Origin of the sequence: Haemophilus influenzae (genome assembly GCF_003494325.1) — a bacterium.
In the GTDB taxonomy this organism is placed as follows: Bacteria; Pseudomonadota; Gammaproteobacteria; order Enterobacterales; family Pasteurellaceae; genus Haemophilus; species Haemophilus influenzae_I.
In genome coordinates this window covers 73,875-95,510 of sequence record NZ_QQIK01000003.1, presented here as the reverse complement: position 1 = coordinate 95,510, position 21,636 = coordinate 73,875, and the positions used below count along the sequence as shown (strand labels likewise).

The following is a 21,636-nucleotide window of genomic DNA, read 5'->3' as shown; positions in this document are numbered from 1 at the left end:
TTAACAATTACGATAAGTTATTGGATTTTGTGGCGCCTTGTAATCATTATTTGATGAATAGGTTAATTTATTAACAAGTTCTTGATAAATTGGAGAATCTTTCGGCACAAGTTTACCGATAAAACCCCAACGACCTTGACGCTCAATAGGTGCTTCAATCCAGTATGAAATTTCGTAGGCTGCTAATGTCCAGCCACGATAAACTGCAATAGCATATTTGGCTTTTTCACGGCGTGAACCCGTTTTCCAATAGCCGCGAGTGCGTTCGTAAATTTCTTTTTCAATTTGCGATTTATCAATTTCGCCTGATTTTATTTGTTGTTTTAATTTTTTATAGTTTTTATTAATTGTGATTAAAACAACAGGTAAATCTGTTTTTAATTCTTGTGGGTCATATATATGTTTTAGTTCTGATAATGACATTAAACCTTTTTCAGAAGAATGTGTGCCACCTTGAATATTGGTTAATGGTTGTTGATTAGGTTTAACAATGGATAATAAATCGATCGCTAAAGCCTCATATTCAAGTGCTTGTTTTTCCTCCTTGATATTATGTCTTAAAATATAGTATAAGGGTTCAAGTCCATCTTTATGTATATCATTGATTAGTGATATTTTATCATTTTCATTAGTTTTGCAAGTTAATGCACCTTGTGCATGTTGAAAAACTCTATTGCCAATACCTTTACCAATATAGAAGATATTTTGATTTCTAGGGTCAACAAGACAATAGATGTAATAATTAATTTTTTCAATTATAGCGGTTGAAAACATAGTTACACCTATAATTCTTCTTCCCGTATTTTAGTATACGTATGCTTGCAATTAGGATTTTGGCAACAATATGTATATCGTTTTTTTACTTTCGTGCATTGAATATATCGTTCTCGTGTTTTTCCAGATGCCATTCTTTCACGCACTTTAGTTTTTCCCAGCCAGCGGTCAATTTCTTTAATTGAATCCAATTCAATTTTGCCTGATTTACAGACTGGACAGACTTCAGGCTTATTTGCCCAAGAATTAAATGTGTAGCAAATGTAACAAATACCTAGAATCCCAAAAACAATAAATTCGGTTGGAATTTTTTTGTTATCAACGAATCCGATAATTAGCATTAGTATGAATAATAATGAAAGTAAGAATAAAGCAGTTTTTATTAGAAGTTTTAGTATATGTCCTATTGGTTTAAGTATAGATTTAAGCATAAATATCCCCAGTATAGTTGTATTTGTAAATTTTATCTAAGAGAGATTTTGCGTTCTACCAACAATCGATGTATAGTTAGCACACAGTTTGTTGTAAAAAATTAACCTATTTATGGGTATAAGAATGAACGTACATGAAAAGATCAGAAAACTACGTGAAACAAAGCATTGGTCACAAGAAGAGATGGCTGAAAGAATGAGTATGTCATTGAATGGCTATGCAAAAATTGAACGTGGTGAAACGAAATTACATCTGGATAAGCTAGAGCAAATTGCACAGATTTTAGATATAGATATTGTTGAATTGATTAATTCTGGTGAACGAAATGTCTTCGTTCAATTCAATGAGAATTCTCATTTTAGTTCGTCATTTCAGGGAGACAATGAGAAATCTCTATTGATTGAGATTGAAAAACTAAAATTATCGTTATCACATTGTCAGCAATTATTGGAAGAAAAAGAAGGTTTGTTGAATAAGCTAGTAGAGCAAAAAGATAATGAAATAAAGCTACTGAGAGAAATGGTAGAGTTACTGAAGAAAGGTTAGGTAAATAAAGGGAATCAGTATTGATTCCCTTTATTTTTAGATACTTTTTTTCATACATTCTTCAACAAAATCTCCCCAAGCATTCATTAATGGTTTTCGTTGTTCAAGATAGGTTGAGCGATTGTAGGCGTTACGAACTTGATTTTTGCTTTGATGAGAAAGGCAAGCTTCAAGAATTTCCAGATTCATTTCGGTAAATGTCTCGCTAAGATAGGTGCTTGCGATAGAACGTAGCCCATGTGATGTTAATTGATCTTTATAACCAACGCGTTTAATTGCTGCATTGGCAGAGCTTGAATGTAATGGTCTTTCAGGATAACGTTGGCTTTGAAAAATAAAACGACTACGGCCTGAAATGTTTTTTAGCTTATTAAGTATTTTAAGCACTTGTAGTGATAATGGAATGGTGAAAGCTTTTTTCATTTTCATGCGTTCAGCAGGGATATTCCATAGCGATTTCTCAAAATCAATTTCATTCCATTGTGCATTTGCAGCTTCACTTGGACGGGTGATAGTCAAAAGGGAGAATTCAATAAGATATTTCACCATAAGGTCAATATGTGAATGACGTAACGCAGACATGAATTCAGGTAGTTTTTCAGGTCTAATAGTTGGATGATGTGTTGTTCTGTTTACATTAAAAGCCTTTGATACATTGATGCATTTATTAAACTCAATAATACCTTTGTTAACAGCAAAATTCATGATTTCATTAACTAATGCAATAACAAGCTTCCCAGTGTGAGAAACTCCTCGTTCAAATAATGGTATAACTGTATCATGTAACTGTTGTGGTGTAATTTCAGCAATAGGGTTATCGCCTAAATATGGAAATGCATATTTTTCTAGCGTTCTCCATCGGCTTTTAAGTGTTACAGACTTGATTTCAGAAACTTTTTTTTGTTTCCATTGAGTTGATATGGCAAAAAATGTATTGTTTTGTCGTTGTAATTGCAGTAATTCATGCTGTTTTATGTATTCTTGCGGATCAATCTTATTAGCTAGTAATTGACGATATTGTTCTCTCAACTCCCTTGCTTTTGATAGTGTAATTGCTGGATATAGGCCTAAAGAAATTTTTGCTCGTTTCTTTGTTATAGGTCGATAGTAATTAAACCGCCAAGATTTTGAACCTGTTGGTGAAATGATTAGAAATAGTCCATAACCATCAGTCAATGTATATGGTTTGTTTGATGCTTTTGCTTTCTTGATTTCAGTGTCAACAAGTGGTTTTACTTTTTTAGCCATAAGACATCTGTTTATGTATATAAAAATAGGTATTAATATATTTTTTAGTAACCAAGAAATCTAGCTTGATTGTGATAAGTTACCATTATGGTTACTAAAAAATTGAAATATGATGATATACTATGAATTATAAATGGTGTTTTGAAATAAGTAAATTATTGATTTAATGATAAAATTGTACATGGTGAAATGTTATGAGTTATAAAGTTAATTTTTGGTTCAAAAATTTAATGACTTATAGTCTGACTAAACCGCTAGATTGGGATCTTGCACAGCTACAAACTCAACTGGAAGATTGTCAATTTCATCCTTGCGGTGCTCAAGATCAAAGTAAATTTGGATGGTCTGCTCCATTACGAGGAAGTGATTTACTCTATTTTTCTGTTGGAAAACAAATTCTATTAATCGCCAAAAAAGAAGAAAAAATCTTGCCAGCAAATGTGGTCAAACGTGAACTTGATGAACGCATTGAAAACCTTGAACAAAAAGAAAATCGCAAACTTAAAAAGGTAGAAAAACAGACATTAAAAGATGATGTTGTGATGAATTTATTACCTCGTGCATTTAGTAAAAATCAGCATACGGCACTGTGGATTGATACGGAAAATAATCTTATTCATATTGATGCCGCATCGAGTAAACGCGCAGAAGATGCACTTGCATTACTGCGTAAATCCCTAGGCTCGCTTCCTGTCGTGCCTTTAGCCTTTGCTAATGAACCCAGCACGATTTTAACCAATTGGATCCTTCAAGATAGCTTACCGCATTGGTTACTTGCATTAGAAGAAGCCGAGCTTCGCGGCAGTCAGGAAGACAGCGTTATTCGTTGTAAAAAACAACCCTTAGAAAATGAAGAAATTCTCGCACTTCTGCAAGATGGCAAAAAAGTAGTAAGTAAATTAGCCTTAGAATGGGAAGATACCTTAACTTTCGTTTTTAACGAAGATTGCACAATCAAACGTTTAAAATTTGCAGATAGTGTACGGGAAAAAAATGATGATATTCTGAAAGAAGATTTTGCACAGCGTTTTGATGCAGATTTTGTACTGATGACAGGTATTTTAGCCAAACTCACGGAAAATTTATTAGATGAATTTGGTGGTGAAAAAGCGAGATTATAAAATCGCACTTTAATCATTCTAAAATTAGGTTTATTTTGGCGATGTAAATTTAATATTCAGTGCATTCAAACCAGCTCTCTAAAATTAAACAGGCTGAAATGCCATCGACTTTGCCTTTTTTTAATGCTTTAAAACCACCACGTTCAAAAATTTCACTACGAGCTTGCGTGGTGGTTAATCGTTCATCTTGTAAATGGACATTAACCCCAAAACGACCTTGTAAACGATTTGCAAATTTACGAGCCAGCAAAGTCAAATTTTGTTCTGTTCCGTCCATATTTAAAGGAAGGCCAACAATAACAACATCTGGCTTCCATTCTTTCAAGCATTTTTCGATCGCTTCCCAATTTGGAATGCCATCTTGTGCTTTAAAAGCTGGCAAGGCTTGTGCTGTACCTGTAATACTTTGCCCTATGGCACAACCGATACTTTTAGTGCCAAAATCAAAAGCTAGAGCGGTAATTTCCATTAACTATGCCCCACTTGCGCTAAGGCAAAATTATAAGGATGAATACCAAGTAACTGATTAGCCGCCATATAACGATCTTCATAGGGCATATCAAATAAAATTTGATCCTTAGATGACGCCACCAACCACGCATTATCGCTTATTTCTTTTTCTAACTGACCTGCCCCCCAGCTTGAACATCCTAGTGCAACAAGATATTTTTCAGGTGCAAAAGTTGAACCGAGCGTTTCCACTACATCAGCGGAGGTTGTCATTGAAAGTTCCTCTGTGACTTTATAAGTATGCTGAAAGGCATTAAGCGTATTCTTATGTAAAATAAACCCTCTTTCTGTATGCACAGGCCCGCCTGCGACCACCATTTCGTTACCAAAAGTGCGGTCATTTTTCATCATAAAATTGAGTTTTGAATAAAGTTCCGCAATGCTTAAATCTGTCGGCTGATTAATTACCAAACCCATTGAACCCTGTTCATTATGCTCACACATAAATACTACCGTGCGATTAAAATAATCGTCTAAATGTGGCATTGCGATCAAAAATTTTCCTTGTAATTCCATCATTCGCCTAAATCCCCAAAACAAATTTGTAATGCAGTTATCGCTGCAAGTGATGCAGTTTCAGTACGTAAAACACGTTTTCCTAATAAAATTTCTGTAAATCCTTGCTGTTCAGTTTGTGCAATTTCTTGTGCTGATAATCCACCTTCCGAGCCAATTAATAAACGAACACCCTCAGATGGAATACTCGGTAAGGTTTTAATAGAATAGTGCGCGCGTGGATGTAAATTCAATTTCAATGCACCATCATTTTCTGCACACCAATCTTGCAATTTCATCAATGGACGAATTTCTGGCACGCTATTACGACCGCACTGTTCGCAAGCTGCAATCGCAATTTTTTGCCATTGTTGGATTTTTTTATCCATTCGCTCTGCATCAAGTTTTACGCCACAGCGTTCTGACCATAATGGCGTAATCACATTTACCCCCAATTCTACAGATTTTTGAATAGTAAATTCCATTCGTTCTCCGCGAGAAATTACTTGCCCCAAATGGATTTTTAAATTGGATTCTTTATCCGCAAGCTCACGCCCAAAAATCTCTACTTTTACGGACTTTTTATTTGACTCAATAATTTTTGCTGGATAAATATGATTAGAACCATCAAAGAGTTCAAGCTGTTCGCCTTCTGTCATTCTTAACACTCGAGCAACGTGATTTATCGCGTCTTCTGAAAGCTGACATTGAGTTTGATTTTCAAGGGATATTGGATGATAAATTCTTGGTATGCGCATAATGTTTATTTATATGAATGAAAAAGTGCGGTCATTTTAACTGGTGTTTTTATAAGATATTCATCTTACGACGAATAAACGCCATCATACTGTGCAAGAGTAAAAACAATAAAGATAAAGCATACAAAGGCATATTTCCTAACACAGAATAAGGGGTTTTGCCTTCCGCAGGTGCAATTTTATAAGTCAAAGTTGTTTCAATAAATTGCGGGGCTTGTGCTAATACCTTACCTTGCGCATCAACAAAAACTGAAATCCCCGTATTTGTTGCACGAATAAGCGGTTTGCCTAATTCTAAAGCGCGCATTCTTGCCATCTGTAAATGTTGCCAAGGCCCAATAGAATCGCCAAACCACGCATCATTAGATAAGGTGAGCAAATAATCCGTATCTTGTTTCAAATTTTGTCGCACTTGCTCGCCGAAAATAATTTCATAACAAATTGCTGGCGAAAAAGCACGTTTTTTTGCGATTAAAGAGGGTTGAACAGCCTCTCCACTTTGAAATGCTGACATTGGTAAATTAAACACTGAATTAAGCGGTCGCAAAATACTTTCTAGCGGAACATATTCCCCGAAAGGCACGAGATGATGTTTATTATAACGATTTGGCGTATCTGGTTGATAAGGAAAATCTGGGTTTCCAGTAGTCATAATTGAATTTAATAACTTACCAGATTTTGTATCTTGGAATACCGTTCCAATCATAATCTCCGTTTTAGTCTCTTTAGCAGCATGCTCTAATTTTTCAAAAAATGGTGTAATTGCATTTTCAAGGGTTGGCAAGGCTGATTCAGGCAAAATAATTAAATCGGTTTTACCAAGATTTTCTGCGATTAATTTTTGATAAATTGCCAAAGTAGAATAGAAATAATTAGGATCCCATTTAAGATTTTGTTCAATATTGCCTTGCGCAAGCGTGACTGAAATTGCCTTATTTTCAACAGATTTTACAAAGTGAATTCGCGATGAATAAGCACTTAATCCCCCTACAATAATCAATAACAAAGCATTCGCTAAAACTAATTTAAAATTTTTCGTTTTAAACAAAGAGGAAACGAGATTAAAAATGACCGCACTTGCCCAAAGGGTAAAGAATGTCAATCCTGTTACCCCAAAAATTGGGGCGAGACCATAAAATGGGCTGTCAATTTGTGTATAACCAAACTGAAGCCAAGGAAAACCAGTAAAAATCCAACCCCGTAAAAATTCTGTCAATGTCCAAATCACGGCAAAAATTACCGCACTTTGCACTTTGAAACGCTGAACTAAATAGGTAAAGAGCATTGGATATAGCGCAAGATAAGCCGCAAGCAAACCGACAAGGAAATAACTCACACCTAACGACGCACCACCAAATTGATGGATGCTAACATTAAGCCAACTTACTCCAAAGCAGAAAAATCCCATCGCCCACAAGAAAGTGGATAAAAGTGCGGTGGATTTTTTAGGATTTTTAGCGACATAAAGTAAACCGAGTAAAGACACATAGGCTAAAGGCCAATAATCAAAAGGCGAAAAGGCAAAAACGCCGATTAAACCCGATATAAAAGCAATAAAATAAGTTAAATATTTATTCATAAATTTAATTGATAATAAAATCCTATTCAGATTTTTCATCTACATTATTCATTTCTGCCAAATGTTCATCTGGCACTGTGACTCGAAGTTGAATTAATCGACGACTATCTGCAGAAGTCACTTTAAATTGAAGATTTTTCAAAATAATTTCTTCCCCACGTTTTGGTAAATAACCAAAAGTCTGCATAATCAGACCGCCAATGGTATCTACTTCTTCATCATCAAAATCCGTATTAAATTGCCCATTGAAATCATCAATATCGGTGAGCGCACGCACAGCATAAGTATGACGAGAAAGCTGACGAATATCCGCAATCTCTTCTTCATCAAATTCATCTTCAATATCGCCAACAATTTGTTCCAAAATATCTTCAATAGTAACAAGCCCCGACACTGCACCAAATTCATCCACCACAATGGCCATATGGAAACGCTCTGAGCGGAAATCTTTTAACATACGATCCACTCTTTTGCTTTCTGGCACAATCACGACGGGGCGCAATAATGAAGATAAATCAAACGCTTCGGCATCTTCACGTAAAAATTTTAATAAATCTTTTGCGTGCAAAATGCCTACGATATTATCGCGGTCATCGGCATCGGCAATCACAGGAAAACGAGAATGAGCGGATTCAATAATTGTGTTTAAACAAGTATTTAAATCTTGTTGATCTTCAATAAAAATAATTTGTGAACGAGGAATCATAATATCACGAACACGAAGTTCCGCAATTTCCATCACGCCTTCAATCATTTCACGCGTATTTTGATCAATTAAATCGTTTTGTTCTGAATCGCGAATCACTTCCACAAGTTCTTCACGATTTTTTAATTCGCCTTGAAAAAAGCGACCGAATAAAGATTGGAAAAAAGGTTTTTTCGTATTTTCAGATTGGTTTGAATTTTGCTGTTCGTCGTTCATATTGATTTGTGTTTAATGTCTTATTGACGGCGAAAAAGTATCACATTTTAGAAAAAATCGCAAAAAGCGAAAAGAGGAAAATCAATAAAAATAACCGCACATTGGGTTTGAACCTAAAGTGCGGTTAAAAATATACAATTTTACGGAAGGGGAAAATTCTAGACAACAAAATATTCTTATTTTGTTTATATGACGAAAAGTACCTATGTTGTGGATAACATTGTGAATAACGGATTTCTGATTGTGAATTGATCTCGTAAAAACAGGCAAAGATCCTTATCACATCAAACTTAAAAATAAATAGGGTTATTTCCAACCAAAAGGTCTTAAACAAAAATAAACCGCACTTTTCACATTCAAAAATGGAAGAAAGGCGGTAAAAAAATACAATTTTTAAAACAGTTTTATTCACAAAAGATCTTTTTATCATCTCTTTGAGTTATTCAATATTTCTGTGGATAAAATTGTGGTTGAGAAAATCTATAATGTTGTATAACTCAAATTAACTTTTTTAATAAAATTTCAGATTTAAATTTATTCCTTTTAATTCAACTAGTTAGAATTAAAAGAGTGAACGCATTTATAATACACAGAATACATCAAAATTTGATGTTTAATTTTTATACAGTTTGTTTTACACTGGATAAATAACGTTCCCAATCAAAATATTGACCAGGATCGATCTTACGTCCTGGCGAAATATCGCAATGTCCAACAATTCGATCTTTTGTAATCTTTGGGTAACTTTTCATTATTACATTGGTAAGCTCTTGCAATGAAAAATATTGAGCGTCGGTAAAAGGCTGTTCATTACACCCCTCCAGCTCAATTCCAATGGCAAAATCATTACATTTTTCTCGTCCTTGAAAATTAGATACGCCTGCGTGCCAAGCGCGATCATTAAAATTGACATATTGCGTAATTCGCCCATTTCGTTCGATCAAACAATGTGCTGAAACACGCATTTGATAAATTTCTGCAAAATAAGGATGGATCTTAGGATCTAATTTTCCTTGAAAAAAATCATCCACATATCCGCCGCCAAATTGTTCTGGCGGTAAGCTAATGTAATGGATCACAATAAGTGAAATATCCTGTAAATCTGGACGTTCATCAAAATGTGGAGATGGAATTTGCCGACAATCGGTCAATATACCTTGTTCAATATCTTTTAGTTTTTGCATACTTTTTTCCTTTTTTTGCGATCAGGATCGCAGAAAAAGTGCGGTCAATTTTACAAACAAATTTTTCCTTTTCACAATGTCGTCGCTAACAAAGGCTTAATAAAAGGAAAATGAATGAAACTAACAACACAGCAAACCTTGAAAAAAGGTTTTACATTAATAGAGCTAATGATTGTGATTGCAATTATTGCTATTTTAGCCACTATCGCAATTCCTTCTTATCAAAATTATACTAAAAAAGCAGCGGTATCTGAATTACTGCAAGCGTCAGCACCTTATAAGGCTGATGTGGAATTATGCGTTTATAGCACAAAGGAAATAACAAAGTGTACGGGTGGAAAAAATGGTATTGCAGCGGATATAAAGACAACAAAAGGCTATGTAAAATCAGTGACAACAAGCAACGGTGCAATAACAGTAAAAGGGGATGGCACATTGGCAAATATGGAATATATTTTGCAAGCTACAGGTAATGCTGCAACAGGTGTAACTTGGACAACAACTTGCAAAGGAACGGATGCCTCTTTATTTCCAGCAAATTTTTGCGGAAGTATCACACAATGACGAGCTATGCTTTACTTCATACTCAGCGTGTAACCGCTCAAAATGGCGAGATATTTACGATCTCGCCAGAGTTATGGGGGCGTAATCAGCAACAACAGTCGCTGCTCTTACGTTATTTTGCGTTACCACTCAGAGAAGAAAATAATCGTCTTTGGCTAGGTGTAGATTCCCTTTCTAATCTTTCCGCCTGTGAAACTATTGCGTTTATAACCGGTAAACTTGTTGAGCCAGTTTTATTAGAAAGCACTCAACTTAAAGAACTATTACAGCAACTTGCTCCTAATCAACCTAAAGTGGAAGAGCAAGTTAAATATTACCAACATCAAGAACAGTCTCATCTTGAACAACAAGATGATGAGCCCGTCATTCGCTTGCTTAATCAAATTTTTGAATCTGCTTTACAAAAAAATGCCTCTGATATTCATTTAGAAACCTTGGCTGATCAGTTTCAAGTGCGGTTTAGAATTGATGGTGTTTTACAACCACAACCCTTAATAAGCAAAATATTCGCTAATCGTATTATTTCACGCTTAAAATTACTGGCTAAATTAGATATTAGTGAAAATCGACTTCCACAAGATGGGCGATTTCAATTTAAAACCACTTTTTCCGATATTCTTGATTTCCGTCTTTCAACCTTACCAACCCATTGGGGCGAAAAAATCGTGTTGCGAGCGCAACAAAATAAACCTGTAGAACTTAGCTTTGCTGAACTGGGTATGACTGAAAGCCAACAACAGGCATTTCAACACGCTCTTAGCCAACCCCAAGGATTAATTTTAGTAACTGGCCCAACAGGAAGTGGAAAAAGTATCTCACTTTACACTGCACTTCAATGGCTTAATACACCTGATAAACACATTATGACAGCGGAAGATCCCATTGAAATTGAGCTTGATGGCATTATTCAAAGCCAAATTAATTCACAGATTGGATTAGATTTTAGCCGTCTATTGTGCGCTTTTTTACGTCAAGATCCCGATATCATTATGCTAGGTGAAATTCGAGATGAAGAAAGTGCAAGGATTGCACTACGTGCCGCTCAAACGGGGCATTTGGTGCTTTCAACTTTACATACCAATGATGCAATATCTGCCATTTCTCGCTTACAACAACTCGGTATTCAGCAGTATGAAATTGAAAACAGTTTGCTACTTGTCATTGCACAGCGTCTTGTACGAAAAATCTGTCCAAAGTGCGGTGGAAATTTAATAAATTCTTGTGATTGCCATCAAGGTTATCGAGGGCGAATCGGCGTGTATCAATTTCTACATTGGCAACAGAATGGCTATCAAACGGATTTTGAGAATTTACGAGAGAGTGGTTTAGAAAAAGTTAGCCAAGGCATAACAGATGAGAAAGAAATTGAACGTGTGTTAGGTAAAAACTCATGACTAAAAAACTCTTTTATTATCAAGGTAGTAACGCATTAAATCAGAAACAAAAAGGCTCAATTATTGCGGATACGAAACAACAAGCACACTTTCAGTTAATAAGCCACGGGCTTACTCACATCAAATTACAACAAAACTGGCAATTTGGGGCAAAGCCCAAAAATTCAGAAATCAGTGAATTACTCAATCAATTAGCGACATTGCTACAGTCCGCAATTCCGTTAAAAAACAGCCTGCAAATTTTGCAACAAAATTGTACTCAAATTATGCTCAACGAATGGCTTGAACGACTGCTTCAATCCATTGAATCTGGCTTAGCATTCTCACAAGCCATTGAACAACAAGGAAAATATCTCACACAACAAGAAATTCAACTGATTCAAGTGGGAGAAATGACAGGCAAACTAGCCGTAGTTTGTAAAAAAATAGCCACACATCGTAGCCAATCTTTAGCATTACAACGCAAATTACAGAAAATTATGTTGTACCCCTCAATGGTATTGGGAATTTCACTATTACTAACACTCGCATTACTGCTTTTTATCGTGCCTCAATTTGCTGAAATGTACAGTGGCAATAATGCCGAATTACCAACAATAACTGCAATATTGCTCTCTATATCCAATTTTCTTAAGCAAAATATTGGCATTTTGCTATTTTTCGCTTTGAGTTTTGTTCTATTTTATTACTTCTATCTAAAACGCCAGACTTGGTTTCATCAAAAGAAAAACCAACTTATCTCTATCACGCCTATTTTTGGCACAATTCAAAAACTTTCACGTTTAGTGAACTTTAGTCAAAGTTTACAAATTATGTTGCAGGCTGGCATTCCGCTTAATCAAGCACTAGACAGTTTTCTCCCTCGCACACAAACGTGGCAAACCAAGACGCTTGTAAATGACATCGTATTAGATAAAGAAGTGCGGTCAATTTTACAATGGGTTTCTCAAGGCTATGCGTTTTCTAATAGCGTAAGTAGCGATCTTTTCCCGATGGAAGCACAACAAATGTTACAAATTGGCGAGCAAAGCGGAAAACTCGCTTTGATGCTAGAGCATATTGCGGATAATTACCAAGAAAAACTTAATCATCAAATTGACTTACTCTCGCAAATGCTAGAACCATTAATGATGGTGATCATCGGCAGTCTGATTGGAATTATTATGATGGGAATGTATTTACCTATCTTTAATATGGGCTCTGTTATTCAATGATTTACTTCACAATGTTTTTATTAGGCGGCATCTTAGGGATCGCATTGTGGTTCTACCTATCTGGTTTTATTACCCGTTTACAGCAAGAGATTTATGCGACTTATATTGAATTATTTCCACAAAACCGTTCTCCATTTCAACCGCACTTTGCCTCTATTCAACAAAAAAAGTGCGGTCATATTTTGAGGTATTTTTTAAGTGTTGGAGTTGGATTTATATTTTTACAAATTGCCTTCAAAGATTCTATTTTTACTGTATGGTTCGGACTCACACTTCTTATCCTTTGGGCAATCAGTTATCTTGATTGGCACTATCAACTTATTTCTACTACACTCTGTTTATGGCTACTTACAATCGGTTTATTTGGGGCAGACAATAATTTTTCATTGCTTACGTTATCTGAAAGTATAAAAAGTGCGGCAAGTTTTTTTATTGTTTTCTACGCAATCTATTGGATTGCAAAATTCTATTACGGAAAAGAAGCCTTTGGACGGGGAGATTATTGGCTAGCAATGGCATTAGGAAGTTTTATTCATTTAGAAACCTTACCGCACTTTTTATTATTAGCCTCAGTTTTTGGAATATGCTTTTCGCTTATTCATAAAAAGAAAAAAGAATTTATACCTTTTGCCCCTTTTATGAACTTATCAGCTGTCATCATTTATTTCGTCAAATATTACGGATATTAAAAAGGGGAAAACATGATATTTTCCCCTTATTCTTCATAAAAGTGCGGTTACTTTTACGAACGTTTCATCACTTCAAAAAACTCTTCGTTGGTTTTCGCCATCATCAGCTTATCAATCAAGAATTCCATTGCATCCACTTCATCCATTGGATTAAGAATCTTACGAAGAATCCACATTTTTTGTAATTCATCAGCTGTTGTGAGTAAGTCTTCTTTACGAGTACCAGAGCGTTTAAAGTCAATGGCTGGGAATACGCGTCTTTCTGCAATTTTACGAGAAAGGTGCAATTCCATATTACCCGTACCTTTAAATTCCTCAAAAATTACTTCATCCATTTTCGAACCAGTATCAACTAGTGCTGTTGCAATAATCGTTAAACTGCCGCCTTCTTCCACATTACGTGCAGCTCCAAAGAAACGTTTTGGACGATGCAACGCATTAGCATCCACACCACCAGACAAAATTTTACCTGAAGCTGGAGTGACTGTATTGTAAGCGCGCGCTAAACGAGTAATAGAATCAAGCAAAATGACCACATCTTTTTTATGCTCTACGGAACGTTTCGCTTTTTCGATTACCATTTCTGCCACTTGAACGTGACGAGTTGCGGGTTCATCAAAAGTAGACGCAATGACTTCGCCTTTTACGGAACGTTGCATTTCTGTCACTTCTTCTGGGCGTTCATCAATCAGTAATACGATAAGTTCCACATCAGGATAATTATGCGTGATACTTTGTGCAATATTTTGCAACAACATTGTTTTACCCGCTTTTGGTGGTGCTACGATTAACCCACGTTGGCCTTTACCAATTGGCGAGGCTAAATCCAAAATACGGGCAGTTAAATCTTCTGTTGAGCCATTGCCTCTCTCCATTCTTAAACGAGAGTTAGCATGTAATGGCGTTAAGTTTTCAAATAAGATTTTGCTACGAGAAACTTCAGGTTTGTCATCATTAACTTGATCAACTTTTAAAAGTGCAAAATAGCGTTCGCCTTCTTTTGGTGGACGAATTTTACCTTCGATTTTATCACCAGTTTGAAGATTAAAACGACGAATTTGACTTGGGGAAACATAGATATCATCAGGGCCTGCAAGATAGGAACTGTCGGCAGAACGAAGGAAACCAAAACCATCTGGTAAAATTTCTAACACGCCACCGCCGAAAATATCTTCGCCACTTTTGGCGTGCTGTTTTAAGATTGCAAAGACAATATCTTGTTTACGCAAACGAGCTAAATTTTCTAAGCCCATCTGCTCCTCGCCGAGTTTCACAAGATCAGAAACAGGCGTATTTTTAAGTTCTGTTAAATGCATAATGAATAAATGTTGGAATTAATAAGAATTGATTATTCGAATGGTGGGCTTGCACCCTTTGAATGGCGCGTAAATTACCACTAAAACCCTACGCTGTCTAGCTTTTATTAGCATTTAATATAAAAATCATCGCACTTTTTTTAAGAACTTATTTTGGAAGTTTAGCCGTCTAGATTGTTATTTATTTGATTTTTAATTAGAATACGGACAATTTGTAAGGTTATCAATAAGCACTTAAGGGAAATTATGGCGAATTGGGACGGAAAATATATCAGCCCTTATGCAGAACATGGCAAAAAAAGTGAGCAAGTAAAAAAAATTACAGTATCCATTCCCATTAAAGTACTGGAAATTTTGACGAATGAACGCACTCGCCGCCAATTAAAAAGTTTACGTCACGCAACTAATAGTGAATTGCTTTGTGAAGCGTTCTTGCATGCATTCACAGGACAGCCTTTACCCACCGATGCAGATTTAATGAAAGAGCGTAATGATGAAATCCCTGAAGATGCCAAAGTGCTTATGCGTGAATTAGGTGTCGATCCAGAAAGCTGGGAATATTAACCGCACTTTTCACTTATCCGTTCAAGCCATTCAAAATTGAACATCCAGGGTTGTCATTGCCCTGACAACTGTCGTGCCAGTGCTGCAATTTTTGTACCATTTTTTGTAACTGTTCTATTTGTTGATTTAATGTCGCAATATGTTGAGCAGTTAGCACTTTCACTTCTCGGCAGCTACGCTTAGGATTATCTTGTAGTGCTAATAATTGTGCGATTTGATGTAACGAAAACCCAACATTGCGTGAGTGTCGAATAAAATGCAACCTTTCTAAATCACTTTCTCCATAATTTCGATAGCCTGACAAACTGCGAACAGCGGGTTTAATTAACCCCATTTTTTCATAATCACGGATTTGTTTTGTAGATAAACCTACTAATTTTGCGGCTTCACTAATATTCATAAAAAACTTCTTGACCTTAACCTTATGTAAAGGTTTATAGTTTAACAATCAATAAAACAACTAACAAGGAGTAAAAATGAAAACTATCACATTAAACATAAAAGGCATACATTGCGGCTGTTGCGTAAAAAGTCTTACTCAAGTTTTAACTGAATTAGATGGCGTACAATCTGCTGATGTGCAATTAGAGGGTAAAGCAAATATTACTTTTGATGAAAATCGAGTCAATGTTGCACAGCTGATTGAGGTCATTGAAGATGCTGGATTTGACGCCACAGAGTAAAAAAATTTCGATTCAGATTGGTGGGATGACCTGCCAATCTTGTGCCAATCGCATTCATCAATAAAACAACTAACAAGGAGTAAAAATGAAAACTATCACATTAAACATAAAAGGCATACATTGCGGCTGTTGCGTAAAAAGTCTTACTCAAGTTTTAACTGAATTAGATGGTGTACAATCTGCTGATGTGCAATTAGAGGGTAAAGTAAATATTACTTTTGATGAAAATCGAGTCAATGTTGCACAGCTGATTGAGGTCATTGAAGATGCTGGATTTGACGCCACAGAGTAAAAAAATTTCGATTCAGATTGGTGGGATGACCTGCCAATCTTGTGCCAATCGCATTCATCAATAAAACAACTAACAAGGAGTAAAAATGAAAACTATCACATTAAACATAAAAGGCATACATTGCGGCTGTTGCGTAAAAAGTCTTACTCAAGTTTTAACTGAATTAGATGGTGTACAATCTGCTGATGTGCAATTAGAGGGTAAAGTAAATATTACTTTTGATGAAAATCGAGTCAATGTTGCACAGTTGATTGAGGTCATTGAAGATGCTGGATTTGACGCCACAGAGTAAAAAAATTTCGATTCAGATTGGTGGGATGACCTGCCAATCTTGTGCCAATCGCATTGAAAAAGTTTTAAATAAAAAACCATTTGTGCAACAAGCGGGAGTGAATTTTGCCGTCGAAGAAGCACAAGTTGTATTTGACGCTACGCAAGCAAGCGAAACTCAAATTATCGAGATTATCCATAAAACAGGTTTCTCTGCCCATATCAAACAAACCAACGAATTACCAATAGAAAAAAATACATCAATCCCTTGGCGATTAATCGTACTTTGGATAATCAATATTCCATTTTTGATTGGTATGCTTGGAATGATGAGTGGCTCCCATCACTTAATGTTACCGCCGATTTGGCAATTTGCATTAGCAAGCATTGTGCAACTTTGGTTAGCCATTCCATTTTATCGCGGAGCAATCGGTAGTATTCGTGGTGGACTTGCCAATATGGATGTCCTTGTCAGTACAGGAACGCTCACCATTTATCTTTATTCTGCTTTTATGCTGTTTTACCACGCCAATCATGCAATGGGGCATGTGTATTTTGAAGCTTCTGTTATGGTAATTGGTTTTGTCAGTCTTGGAAAATTTCTTGAAGATCGCACTAAAAAGCATAGCTTAAATAGCTTGAGTATGCTCTTGCAACTGACACCGAAAAAAGTCACTGTTTTACGTAATGAAAAATGGAGTGAAATTGCTCTTGACCAAGTCAATATCGGCGAAATCATTCGTGCGAATCAAGGCGAACGTATTGCGGCAGACGGCATAATTGAAAGTGGAAATGGATGGTGTGATGAAAGCCATTTAACGGGCGAGTCTCGTCCAGAAGAAAAACAGAAAGGTGGAAAAGTATTAGCGGGGGCGATGGTAACAGAAGGTTCTATTATCTATCGAGCAAATCAGCTTGGTAGCCAAACCTTACTTGGCGATATGATGAATGCATTATCAGATGCACAAGGTTCAAAAGCACCCATTGCTCGATTTGCTGACAAAGTTGCTTCCGTGTTTGTGCCTGTCGTTTTAGTGATTTCACTTGTTACTTTCGCACTCACTTATATTCTGACGAATGATAGTGTGTCTTCACTAATTCACGCGGTATCCGTGCTTGTGATTGCTTGCCCTTGTGCCTTGGGATTAGCCACACCAGCAGCCATAATGGTTGGTTTAGGTAAAGCAGTCAATGCTGGCGTATGGTTTAAAGATGCGGCTGCAATGGAGGAAACCGCCCATGTGGATACCGTTGTGCTTGATAAAACTGGCACATTAACAAAAGGCGAGCTTGAAATCTCTGCTTTATGGCAGCCACAAAGTGCGGTGTATTCTGAAGACGATTTGTATCGTTTTGCAGCAGCAGTTGAACGACAAGCTAACCACCCAATTGCAAAAGCTATTGTGCAAGCAGCAGAACAAAAAATGTTAGAAATTCCCACCGCACTTTTTTCAAAGATGGAAGTGGGTCAAGGCATTCAAGCTGAATTAGAACAAGTGGGAACAATAAAAGTCGGTAAACCCGATTATTGCGGTTTAATCTTGCCTAAAAATTTAGAGGATATTTGGCAAATTGCGAGCATTGTCGCGGTATCCATAAATGATGAAGCCATCGGTGCATTTGCACTGACGGATACTTTAAAAAACGATAGCTTGCACGCCATTCAACGCTTACAACAGCAAAATATTGATGTCGTAATTATGAGTGGCGATCAACAATCTGTGGTTGATTACATCGCTAAACAACTCGGCATTAAGAAAGCCTTTGGGAAACTAACTCCAAGAGATAAAGCGGAACAAATTCAAAAGCTGAAAGCTCAAGGTCATATTGTCGCAATGGTAGGCGATGGGATAAATGATGCCCCTGCTTTAGCCACTGCAAACGTCAGTTTTGCGATGAAATCAGGTTCAGATATTGCAGAACAAACAGCCTCGGCAACGCTTATGCAACATTCGGTAAATCAACTGGTGGATGCGTTTTTTATTGCAAGAGCAAGCTTGAAAAATATCAAACAAAATCTATTTTTTGCATTGATTTACAATATTCTCGGTATACCCCTTGCTGCTTTCGGTTTTCTTAGCCCTATAATCGCTGGTGCTGCTATGGCGTTGAGCTCAATTTCCGTATTGATGAACGCCTTAAGATTGAAAAAAGTGCGGTTCTAATTTCATTTATTTTTATACGCAATCGGTGTCGTCATCGCACCGATTTTTTTGTCGCTGAAAATTACCGCACTTTTTATAAAAAAATTTTAACTTGATCACAATTTTAGAATTTGCTCTTTGAGATTCTCTATTTATTGGCATAACATAATACTCAAATTTAGTTGGAGCGGATTTTGCTCTACAAATTGACAAATTTAAGTAATTTATGCTTTGGAGCAAACTATGAAATCAACAGAAAAACTCAAATGGAACAAATTTGATGCAACGTGGATGTTAAACCTTTTCGGTACGGCGGTTGGCGCGGGCGTATTGTTCTTGCCGATTAACGCAGGGATGGGTGGATTTTGGCCGTTAGTTTTAATGGCAATTATCGTCGGGCCCATGACTTATTTTGCTCATCGTGGCTTAGCTTATTTTGTGCTTTCATCTAAAAAGCCTGGTAGCGATATTACTGAAGTAGTGGAAGAACACTTTGGTAAAACAGCGGGTAAACTTATTACCTTACTTTATTTTTTCGCAATTTTCCCTATTCTGTTAATTTACGGTAACGGTATCACGAACACCGTAGATTCTTTCATTGTAAATCAACTTGGTATGGCATCACCAAATCGAGTTATTCTCTCTTTTGTATTAATTGCGGTATTGATTTCCGTGATGTTATTTAATGAAAAAGTGATGTTAAAAATCACAGAATGGCTTGTTTACCCGTTAGTCTTAATTTTATTTGTTCTTTCTATTTACTTAATTCCTGAATGGAATAGTGCCGTATTATATGAATTTCCAACAGCAGGTGGTTTCTTAACCACTTTATGGCTAACCATTCCCGTATTAGTATTTTCATTTAACCATTCGCCAGCGACTTCATCGTTCACTTGCTCACAATTCCGTGAATACAAAACGTTTGAGGGTGCAGAACGCCATATCAGCCATACAGAAAAAGGCGCTTCAACGATTTTATTATTCTTCGTAATGTTCTTCGTATTTAGCTGTGTATTAACACTAACACCTGAAGAATTAGTGGCAGCAAAAGAACAGAATATTAGTATCTTGTCTTTCTTAGCAAATAAATTTGATAATCCATATATCTCTTATTTTGGCCCGCTTGTTGCATTCTTAGCGATTACAAGTTCATTCTTCGGTCACTATATGGGGGCGCGTGAAGGATTAGAAGGCTTATATTTGAAAATGAAAGGCGAATCTGTAAATCGTAAAAAACTCAATTATGCGACCGCACTTTTCTTCTTATTAACCTTATGGGGCGTTGCGATTATTAATCCAAGTATCTTAGGCTTAATTGAATCTCTTGGCGGCCCAATCATTGCGATGATTTTATTCATTATGCCAATGTATGCGATTCGCAAAATCCCAGCAATGAAACGCTACAGCGGACGTTTCAGTAATGTATTTGTAACAATTATGGGACTAATTGCTATTTCTGCAGTTGTTTATGGATTATTATAATCGCTTTTAATTTTTAACGAATTTTGAGAAATTTATGATTAGCGTATTTGATATGTTTAAAGTGGGAATTGGGCCATCCAGTTCCCACACGATCGGTCCGATGAAAGCGGGCAAGCAATTTATAGACGACTTAATTAAACGAAATCAGTTTGAACAAACAGCTGAAATTCATGTGGATGTGTATGGTTCTCTTTCGATGACAGGGAGAGGTCACAGTACAGATATCGCCATCATTATGGGATTAGCGGGTTATTTACCACATAATGTGGACATCGATATGATTTCAGGTTTCATCGAGAAAGTGAAACAAACTGCGCTTTTACCCATTAATGTTGATCAAAAAACGGTAAAATTTGATTTTGAAAATAATCTCATTTTCCACCGCACTTTTTTAAAATTGCACGAAAATGGCATGACAATTACCGCTCTTGATGAAAATCGCACAGAACTTTATCGCCAAACCTATTATTCGATTGGTGGTGGTTTTATTGTCGATGAAGCCCATTTTGGCAAAGAAGAAAAAACCACAGTCCAAGTGCCTTATCCTTACAAAAATGCCGAAGATATTTTGAAACATTGCAGTGATAACGGTTTAATGCTTTCCACTGTGATGTTGGAAAATGAAATCGCATTGAATGGCAAAGAGGCTGTCAGTGCTCATCTAGAGAATGTTTGGAAAACGATGCAGGCTTGTATTGAACACGGTATTCACACAGAGGGTATTTTACCCGGCCCATTAAAAGTACCACGTCGTGCGGCTTCACTTTATCGTATGTTGCAAGCTAATACGAATTTATCTAACGATCCAATGCGTGTGATCGACTGGGTCAATATGTTTGCGCTTGCTGTCAATGAAGAAAATGCAGCGGGTGGACGTGTAGTCACAGCTCCAACTAATGGTGCGTGTGGGATTATTCCAGCTGTATTAGCTTACTACGAAAAATTTATCTCGCCATTAACACCTGAAATCATTGAACGCTATTTATTAGCAGCGGGTATGATTGGTTCACTTTATAAAATGAACGCTTCGATTTCTGGCGCAGAAGTGGGTTGTCAAGGTGAAGTCGGTGTAGCTTGTTCAATGGCGGCTGCAGGACTTGCTGAAATTCTGGGTGGCAATCCACTACAAGTGTGCATCGCAGCTGAAATTGCAATGGAGCATAATTTAGGGTTAACTTGCGACCCTGTCGGCGGTCAAGTTCAAGTACCTTGTATCGAACGCAATGCGATTGCTTCAGTTAAAGCAATCAATGCATCACGTATGGCTTTACGCCGTACCACTAATCCAAGAGTAAGCTTGGATAAAGTGATTGAAACAATGTACGAAACAGGCAAAGATATGAACGCTAAGTATCGCGAAACATCGCAAGGCGGACTGGCAGTGAAGATTGTTTGTAACTAATAAAAAGTAAAATAATTAAGGGGCTGATCTGCATGAATTAGTTGGACTACATA

24 protein-coding genes are annotated in these 21,636 nt (G+C 36.5%); 13 read left to right on the top strand and 11 right to left on the bottom strand.

From position 1 onward, the window contains the following. Together DV356_RS06060 and DV356_RS06055 are read right to left on the bottom strand one after the other, a co-directional pair. Entirely contained in the window at window positions 1-774 is a 774-nt protein-coding gene (locus DV356_RS06060; protein ID WP_005649004.1) for an LEM-3-like GIY-YIG domain-containing protein, read from the bottom strand. Window positions 775-782: 8 nt separating this feature from the next. Then, on the bottom strand, window positions 783-1,205 hold the full coding sequence (locus DV356_RS06055) for a hypothetical protein (protein WP_005649003.1): 423 nt from the start codon (window positions 1,203-1,205) through the stop codon (window positions 783-785). A gap of 124 nt (window positions 1,206-1,329) precedes the next feature. Between DV356_RS06055 and DV356_RS06050 the strand changes: the two genes are divergently transcribed. Beyond that, window positions 1,330-1,752 (top strand): helix-turn-helix domain-containing protein, encoded by a 423-nt coding sequence (locus DV356_RS06050; protein WP_005649001.1) that lies wholly within the window; start codon window positions 1,330-1,332, stop codon window positions 1,750-1,752. A gap of 36 nt (window positions 1,753-1,788) precedes the next feature. Here DV356_RS06050 and DV356_RS06045 read toward each other — a convergent pair whose 3' ends face one another. Continuing rightward, on the bottom strand, window positions 1,789-3,000 hold the full coding sequence (locus DV356_RS06045; RefSeq protein WP_005656300.1) for a tyrosine-type recombinase/integrase: 1,212 nt from the start codon (window positions 2,998-3,000) through the stop codon (window positions 1,789-1,791). A 194-nt stretch (window positions 3,001-3,194) separates the two neighbouring features. On the opposite strand from DV356_RS06045, the gene rdgC reads away from it, so the two are divergent. Continuing rightward, window positions 3,195-4,121, top strand: coding sequence for a recombination-associated protein RdgC (gene rdgC / locus DV356_RS06040; protein WP_118806677.1), 927 nt, complete (start codon window positions 3,195-3,197; stop codon window positions 4,119-4,121). 49 nt (window positions 4,122-4,170) lie between these two features. Here rdgC and ruvX read toward each other — a convergent pair whose 3' ends face one another. The 6 genes from ruvX to ampD form a co-directional block, all read right to left on the bottom strand. After that, window positions 4,171-4,590: a Holliday junction resolvase RuvX gene (gene ruvX / locus DV356_RS06035; RefSeq protein WP_021035696.1), complete on the bottom strand. Its 420-nt coding sequence runs from the start codon at window positions 4,588-4,590 to the stop codon at window positions 4,171-4,173. Further along, the gene (locus DV356_RS06030; protein WP_005654097.1) at window positions 4,590-5,150 is read right to left on the bottom strand and encodes a YqgE/AlgH family protein; all 561 of its coding nucleotides are present in this window, start codon (window positions 5,148-5,150) and stop codon (window positions 4,590-4,592) included. The genes ruvX and DV356_RS06030 overlap by 1 nt, the downstream gene beginning before the upstream one ends. Beyond that, window positions 5,147-5,884, bottom strand: coding sequence for a 16S rRNA (uracil(1498)-N(3))-methyltransferase (gene rsmE, locus DV356_RS06025; RefSeq protein ID WP_118806676.1), 738 nt, complete (start codon window positions 5,882-5,884; stop codon window positions 5,147-5,149). Before rsmE ends, DV356_RS06030 begins: the two co-directional genes overlap by 4 nt. Window positions 5,885-5,933: 49 nt before the next feature. Beyond that, complete coding sequence (lnt, locus tag DV356_RS06020) at window positions 5,934-7,463, bottom strand: apolipoprotein N-acyltransferase (protein WP_118806752.1); 1,530 nt, start codon at window positions 7,461-7,463, stop codon at window positions 5,934-5,936. Window positions 7,464-7,485: 22 nt separating this feature from the next. Next, window positions 7,486-8,385, bottom strand: a complete 900-nt coding sequence (corC, locus tag DV356_RS06015) for a CNNM family magnesium/cobalt transport protein CorC (RefSeq protein WP_005648977.1) — start codon at window positions 8,383-8,385, stop codon at window positions 7,486-7,488. A 620-nt stretch (window positions 8,386-9,005) separates the two neighbouring features. Continuing rightward, complete coding sequence (ampD, locus tag DV356_RS06010; protein ID WP_118806675.1) at window positions 9,006-9,569, bottom strand: 1,6-anhydro-N-acetylmuramyl-L-alanine amidase AmpD; 564 nt, start codon at window positions 9,567-9,569, stop codon at window positions 9,006-9,008. A 114-nt stretch (window positions 9,570-9,683) separates the two neighbouring features. Between ampD and DV356_RS06005 the strand changes: the two genes are divergently transcribed. Genes DV356_RS06005 through DV356_RS05990 form a run of 4 tightly spaced genes read left to right on the top strand, consistent with a single transcriptional unit; the run spans window position 9,684 to window position 13,430 of the window. Further along, window positions 9,684-10,133: a prepilin-type N-terminal cleavage/methylation domain-containing protein gene (locus DV356_RS06005; RefSeq protein WP_118806674.1), complete on the top strand. Its 450-nt coding sequence runs from the start codon at window positions 9,684-9,686 to the stop codon at window positions 10,131-10,133. Then, the gene (locus tag DV356_RS06000) at window positions 10,130-11,527 is read left to right on the top strand and encodes a GspE/PulE family protein (RefSeq protein WP_118806673.1); all 1,398 of its coding nucleotides are present in this window, start codon (window positions 10,130-10,132) and stop codon (window positions 11,525-11,527) included. The genes DV356_RS06005 and DV356_RS06000 overlap by 4 nt, the downstream gene beginning before the upstream one ends. Further along, on the top strand, window positions 11,524-12,741 hold the full coding sequence (locus tag DV356_RS05995) for a type II secretion system F family protein (RefSeq protein WP_118806672.1): 1,218 nt from the start codon (window positions 11,524-11,526) through the stop codon (window positions 12,739-12,741). Before DV356_RS06000 ends, DV356_RS05995 begins: the two co-directional genes overlap by 4 nt. Beyond that, window positions 12,738-13,430, top strand: coding sequence for a prepilin peptidase (locus DV356_RS05990; protein WP_118806671.1), 693 nt, complete (start codon window positions 12,738-12,740; stop codon window positions 13,428-13,430). The genes DV356_RS05995 and DV356_RS05990 overlap by 4 nt, the downstream gene beginning before the upstream one ends. Before the next feature lie 53 nt (window positions 13,431-13,483). Here DV356_RS05990 and rho read toward each other — a convergent pair whose 3' ends face one another. Continuing rightward, window positions 13,484-14,746 carry a transcription termination factor Rho gene (gene rho / locus DV356_RS05985; protein ID WP_005648966.1) on the bottom strand — a complete coding sequence of 421 codons (1,263 nt, stop codon included), beginning with the start codon at window positions 14,744-14,746 and terminating at the stop codon, window positions 13,484-13,486. Between the two features lie 246 nt (window positions 14,747-14,992). Here rho and metJ point away from each other — a divergent pair, with 246 nt between their 5' ends. Continuing rightward, window positions 14,993-15,310 (top strand): met regulon transcriptional regulator MetJ, encoded by a 318-nt coding sequence (gene metJ, locus DV356_RS05980; protein WP_005631186.1) that lies wholly within the window; start codon window positions 14,993-14,995, stop codon window positions 15,308-15,310. 13 nt (window positions 15,311-15,323) lie between these two features. Here the strand turns inward: metJ and cueR are convergent, their stop codons facing one another. Continuing rightward, the gene (gene cueR, locus DV356_RS05975; RefSeq protein ID WP_050847321.1) at window positions 15,324-15,710 is read right to left on the bottom strand and encodes a Cu(I)-responsive transcriptional regulator; all 387 of its coding nucleotides are present in this window, start codon (window positions 15,708-15,710) and stop codon (window positions 15,324-15,326) included. A gap of 76 nt (window positions 15,711-15,786) precedes the next feature. On the opposite strand from cueR, the gene DV356_RS05970 reads away from it, so the two are divergent. The 6 genes from DV356_RS05970 to DV356_RS05945 all read left to right on the top strand — a co-directional run bounded on the left by DV356_RS05970 (window position 15,787) and on the right by DV356_RS05945 (window position 21,583). Beyond that, window positions 15,787-15,993, top strand: coding sequence for a heavy-metal-associated domain-containing protein (locus tag DV356_RS05970; RefSeq protein ID WP_005631184.1), 207 nt, complete (start codon window positions 15,787-15,789; stop codon window positions 15,991-15,993). 85 nt (window positions 15,994-16,078) lie between these two features. Continuing rightward, on the top strand, window positions 16,079-16,285 hold the full coding sequence (locus DV356_RS05965) for a heavy-metal-associated domain-containing protein (RefSeq protein ID WP_005666693.1): 207 nt from the start codon (window positions 16,079-16,081) through the stop codon (window positions 16,283-16,285). Between the two features lie 85 nt (window positions 16,286-16,370). Beyond that, window positions 16,371-16,577, top strand: coding sequence for a heavy-metal-associated domain-containing protein (locus DV356_RS05960; RefSeq protein ID WP_005666693.1), 207 nt, complete (start codon window positions 16,371-16,373; stop codon window positions 16,575-16,577). Further along, window positions 16,552-18,720, top strand: a complete 2,169-nt coding sequence (locus DV356_RS05955) for a heavy metal translocating P-type ATPase (RefSeq protein WP_118806670.1) — start codon at window positions 16,552-16,554, stop codon at window positions 18,718-18,720. Before DV356_RS05960 ends, DV356_RS05955 begins: the two co-directional genes overlap by 26 nt. A gap of 222 nt (window positions 18,721-18,942) precedes the next feature. Further along, window positions 18,943-20,181: an HAAAP family serine/threonine permease gene (locus DV356_RS05950; protein ID WP_032824149.1), complete on the top strand. Its 1,239-nt coding sequence runs from the start codon at window positions 18,943-18,945 to the stop codon at window positions 20,179-20,181. Window positions 20,182-20,215: 34 nt separating this feature from the next. After that, a complete protein-coding gene (locus tag DV356_RS05945) occupies window positions 20,216-21,583 on the top strand; it encodes an L-serine ammonia-lyase (RefSeq protein WP_118806669.1) in 1,368 nt (455 codons plus the stop codon). The last annotated feature ends 53 nt before the right edge of the window (window positions 21,584-21,636 follow it).

Bases quoted from the DNA above. Each gene is read 5' to 3' on its own strand.
- DV356_RS06060 (WP_005649004.1), bottom strand. From the start codon at position 774: ATGTTTTCAACCGCTATAATTGAAAAAATTAATTATTACATCTATTGT.
- DV356_RS06055 (WP_005649003.1), bottom strand. From the start codon at position 1,205: ATGCTTAAATCTATACTTAAACCAATAGGACATATACTAAAACTTCTA.
- DV356_RS06050 (WP_005649001.1), top strand. From the start codon at position 1,330: ATGAACGTACATGAAAAGATCAGAAAACTACGTGAAACAAAGCATTGG.
- DV356_RS06045 (WP_005656300.1), bottom strand. From the start codon at position 3,000: ATGGCTAAAAAAGTAAAACCACTTGTTGACACTGAAATCAAGAAAGCA.
- rdgC (WP_118806677.1), top strand. From the start codon at position 3,195: ATGAGTTATAAAGTTAATTTTTGGTTCAAAAATTTAATGACTTATAGT.
- ruvX (WP_021035696.1), bottom strand. From the start codon at position 4,590: ATGGAAATTACCGCTCTAGCTTTTGATTTTGGCACTAAAAGTATCGGT.
- DV356_RS06030 (WP_005654097.1), bottom strand. From the start codon at position 5,150: ATGATGGAATTACAAGGAAAATTTTTGATCGCAATGCCACATTTAGAC.
- rsmE (WP_118806676.1), bottom strand. From the start codon at position 5,884: ATGCGCATACCAAGAATTTATCATCCAATATCCCTTGAAAATCAAACT.
- lnt (WP_118806752.1), bottom strand. From the start codon at position 7,463: ATGAATAAATATTTAACTTATTTTATTGCTTTTATATCGGGTTTAATC.
- corC (WP_005648977.1), bottom strand. From the start codon at position 8,385: ATGAACGACGAACAGCAAAATTCAAACCAATCTGAAAATACGAAAAAA.
- ampD (WP_118806675.1), bottom strand. From the start codon at position 9,569: ATGCAAAAACTAAAAGATATTGAACAAGGTATATTGACCGATTGTCGG.
- DV356_RS06005 (WP_118806674.1), top strand. From the start codon at position 9,684: ATGAAACTAACAACACAGCAAACCTTGAAAAAAGGTTTTACATTAATA.
- DV356_RS06000 (WP_118806673.1), top strand. From the start codon at position 10,130: ATGACGAGCTATGCTTTACTTCATACTCAGCGTGTAACCGCTCAAAAT.
- DV356_RS05995 (WP_118806672.1), top strand. From the start codon at position 11,524: ATGACTAAAAAACTCTTTTATTATCAAGGTAGTAACGCATTAAATCAG.
- DV356_RS05990 (WP_118806671.1), top strand. From the start codon at position 12,738: ATGATTTACTTCACAATGTTTTTATTAGGCGGCATCTTAGGGATCGCA.
- rho (WP_005648966.1), bottom strand. From the start codon at position 14,746: ATGCATTTAACAGAACTTAAAAATACGCCTGTTTCTGATCTTGTGAAA.
- metJ (WP_005631186.1), top strand. From the start codon at position 14,993: ATGGCGAATTGGGACGGAAAATATATCAGCCCTTATGCAGAACATGGC.
- cueR (WP_050847321.1), bottom strand. From the start codon at position 15,710: ATGAATATTAGTGAAGCCGCAAAATTAGTAGGTTTATCTACAAAACAA.
- DV356_RS05970 (WP_005631184.1), top strand. From the start codon at position 15,787: ATGAAAACTATCACATTAAACATAAAAGGCATACATTGCGGCTGTTGC.
- DV356_RS05965 (WP_005666693.1), top strand. From the start codon at position 16,079: ATGAAAACTATCACATTAAACATAAAAGGCATACATTGCGGCTGTTGC.
- DV356_RS05960 (WP_005666693.1), top strand. From the start codon at position 16,371: ATGAAAACTATCACATTAAACATAAAAGGCATACATTGCGGCTGTTGC.
- DV356_RS05955 (WP_118806670.1), top strand. From the start codon at position 16,552: ATGCTGGATTTGACGCCACAGAGTAAAAAAATTTCGATTCAGATTGGT.
- DV356_RS05950 (WP_032824149.1), top strand. From the start codon at position 18,943: ATGAAATCAACAGAAAAACTCAAATGGAACAAATTTGATGCAACGTGG.
- DV356_RS05945 (WP_118806669.1), top strand. From the start codon at position 20,216: ATGATTAGCGTATTTGATATGTTTAAAGTGGGAATTGGGCCATCCAGT.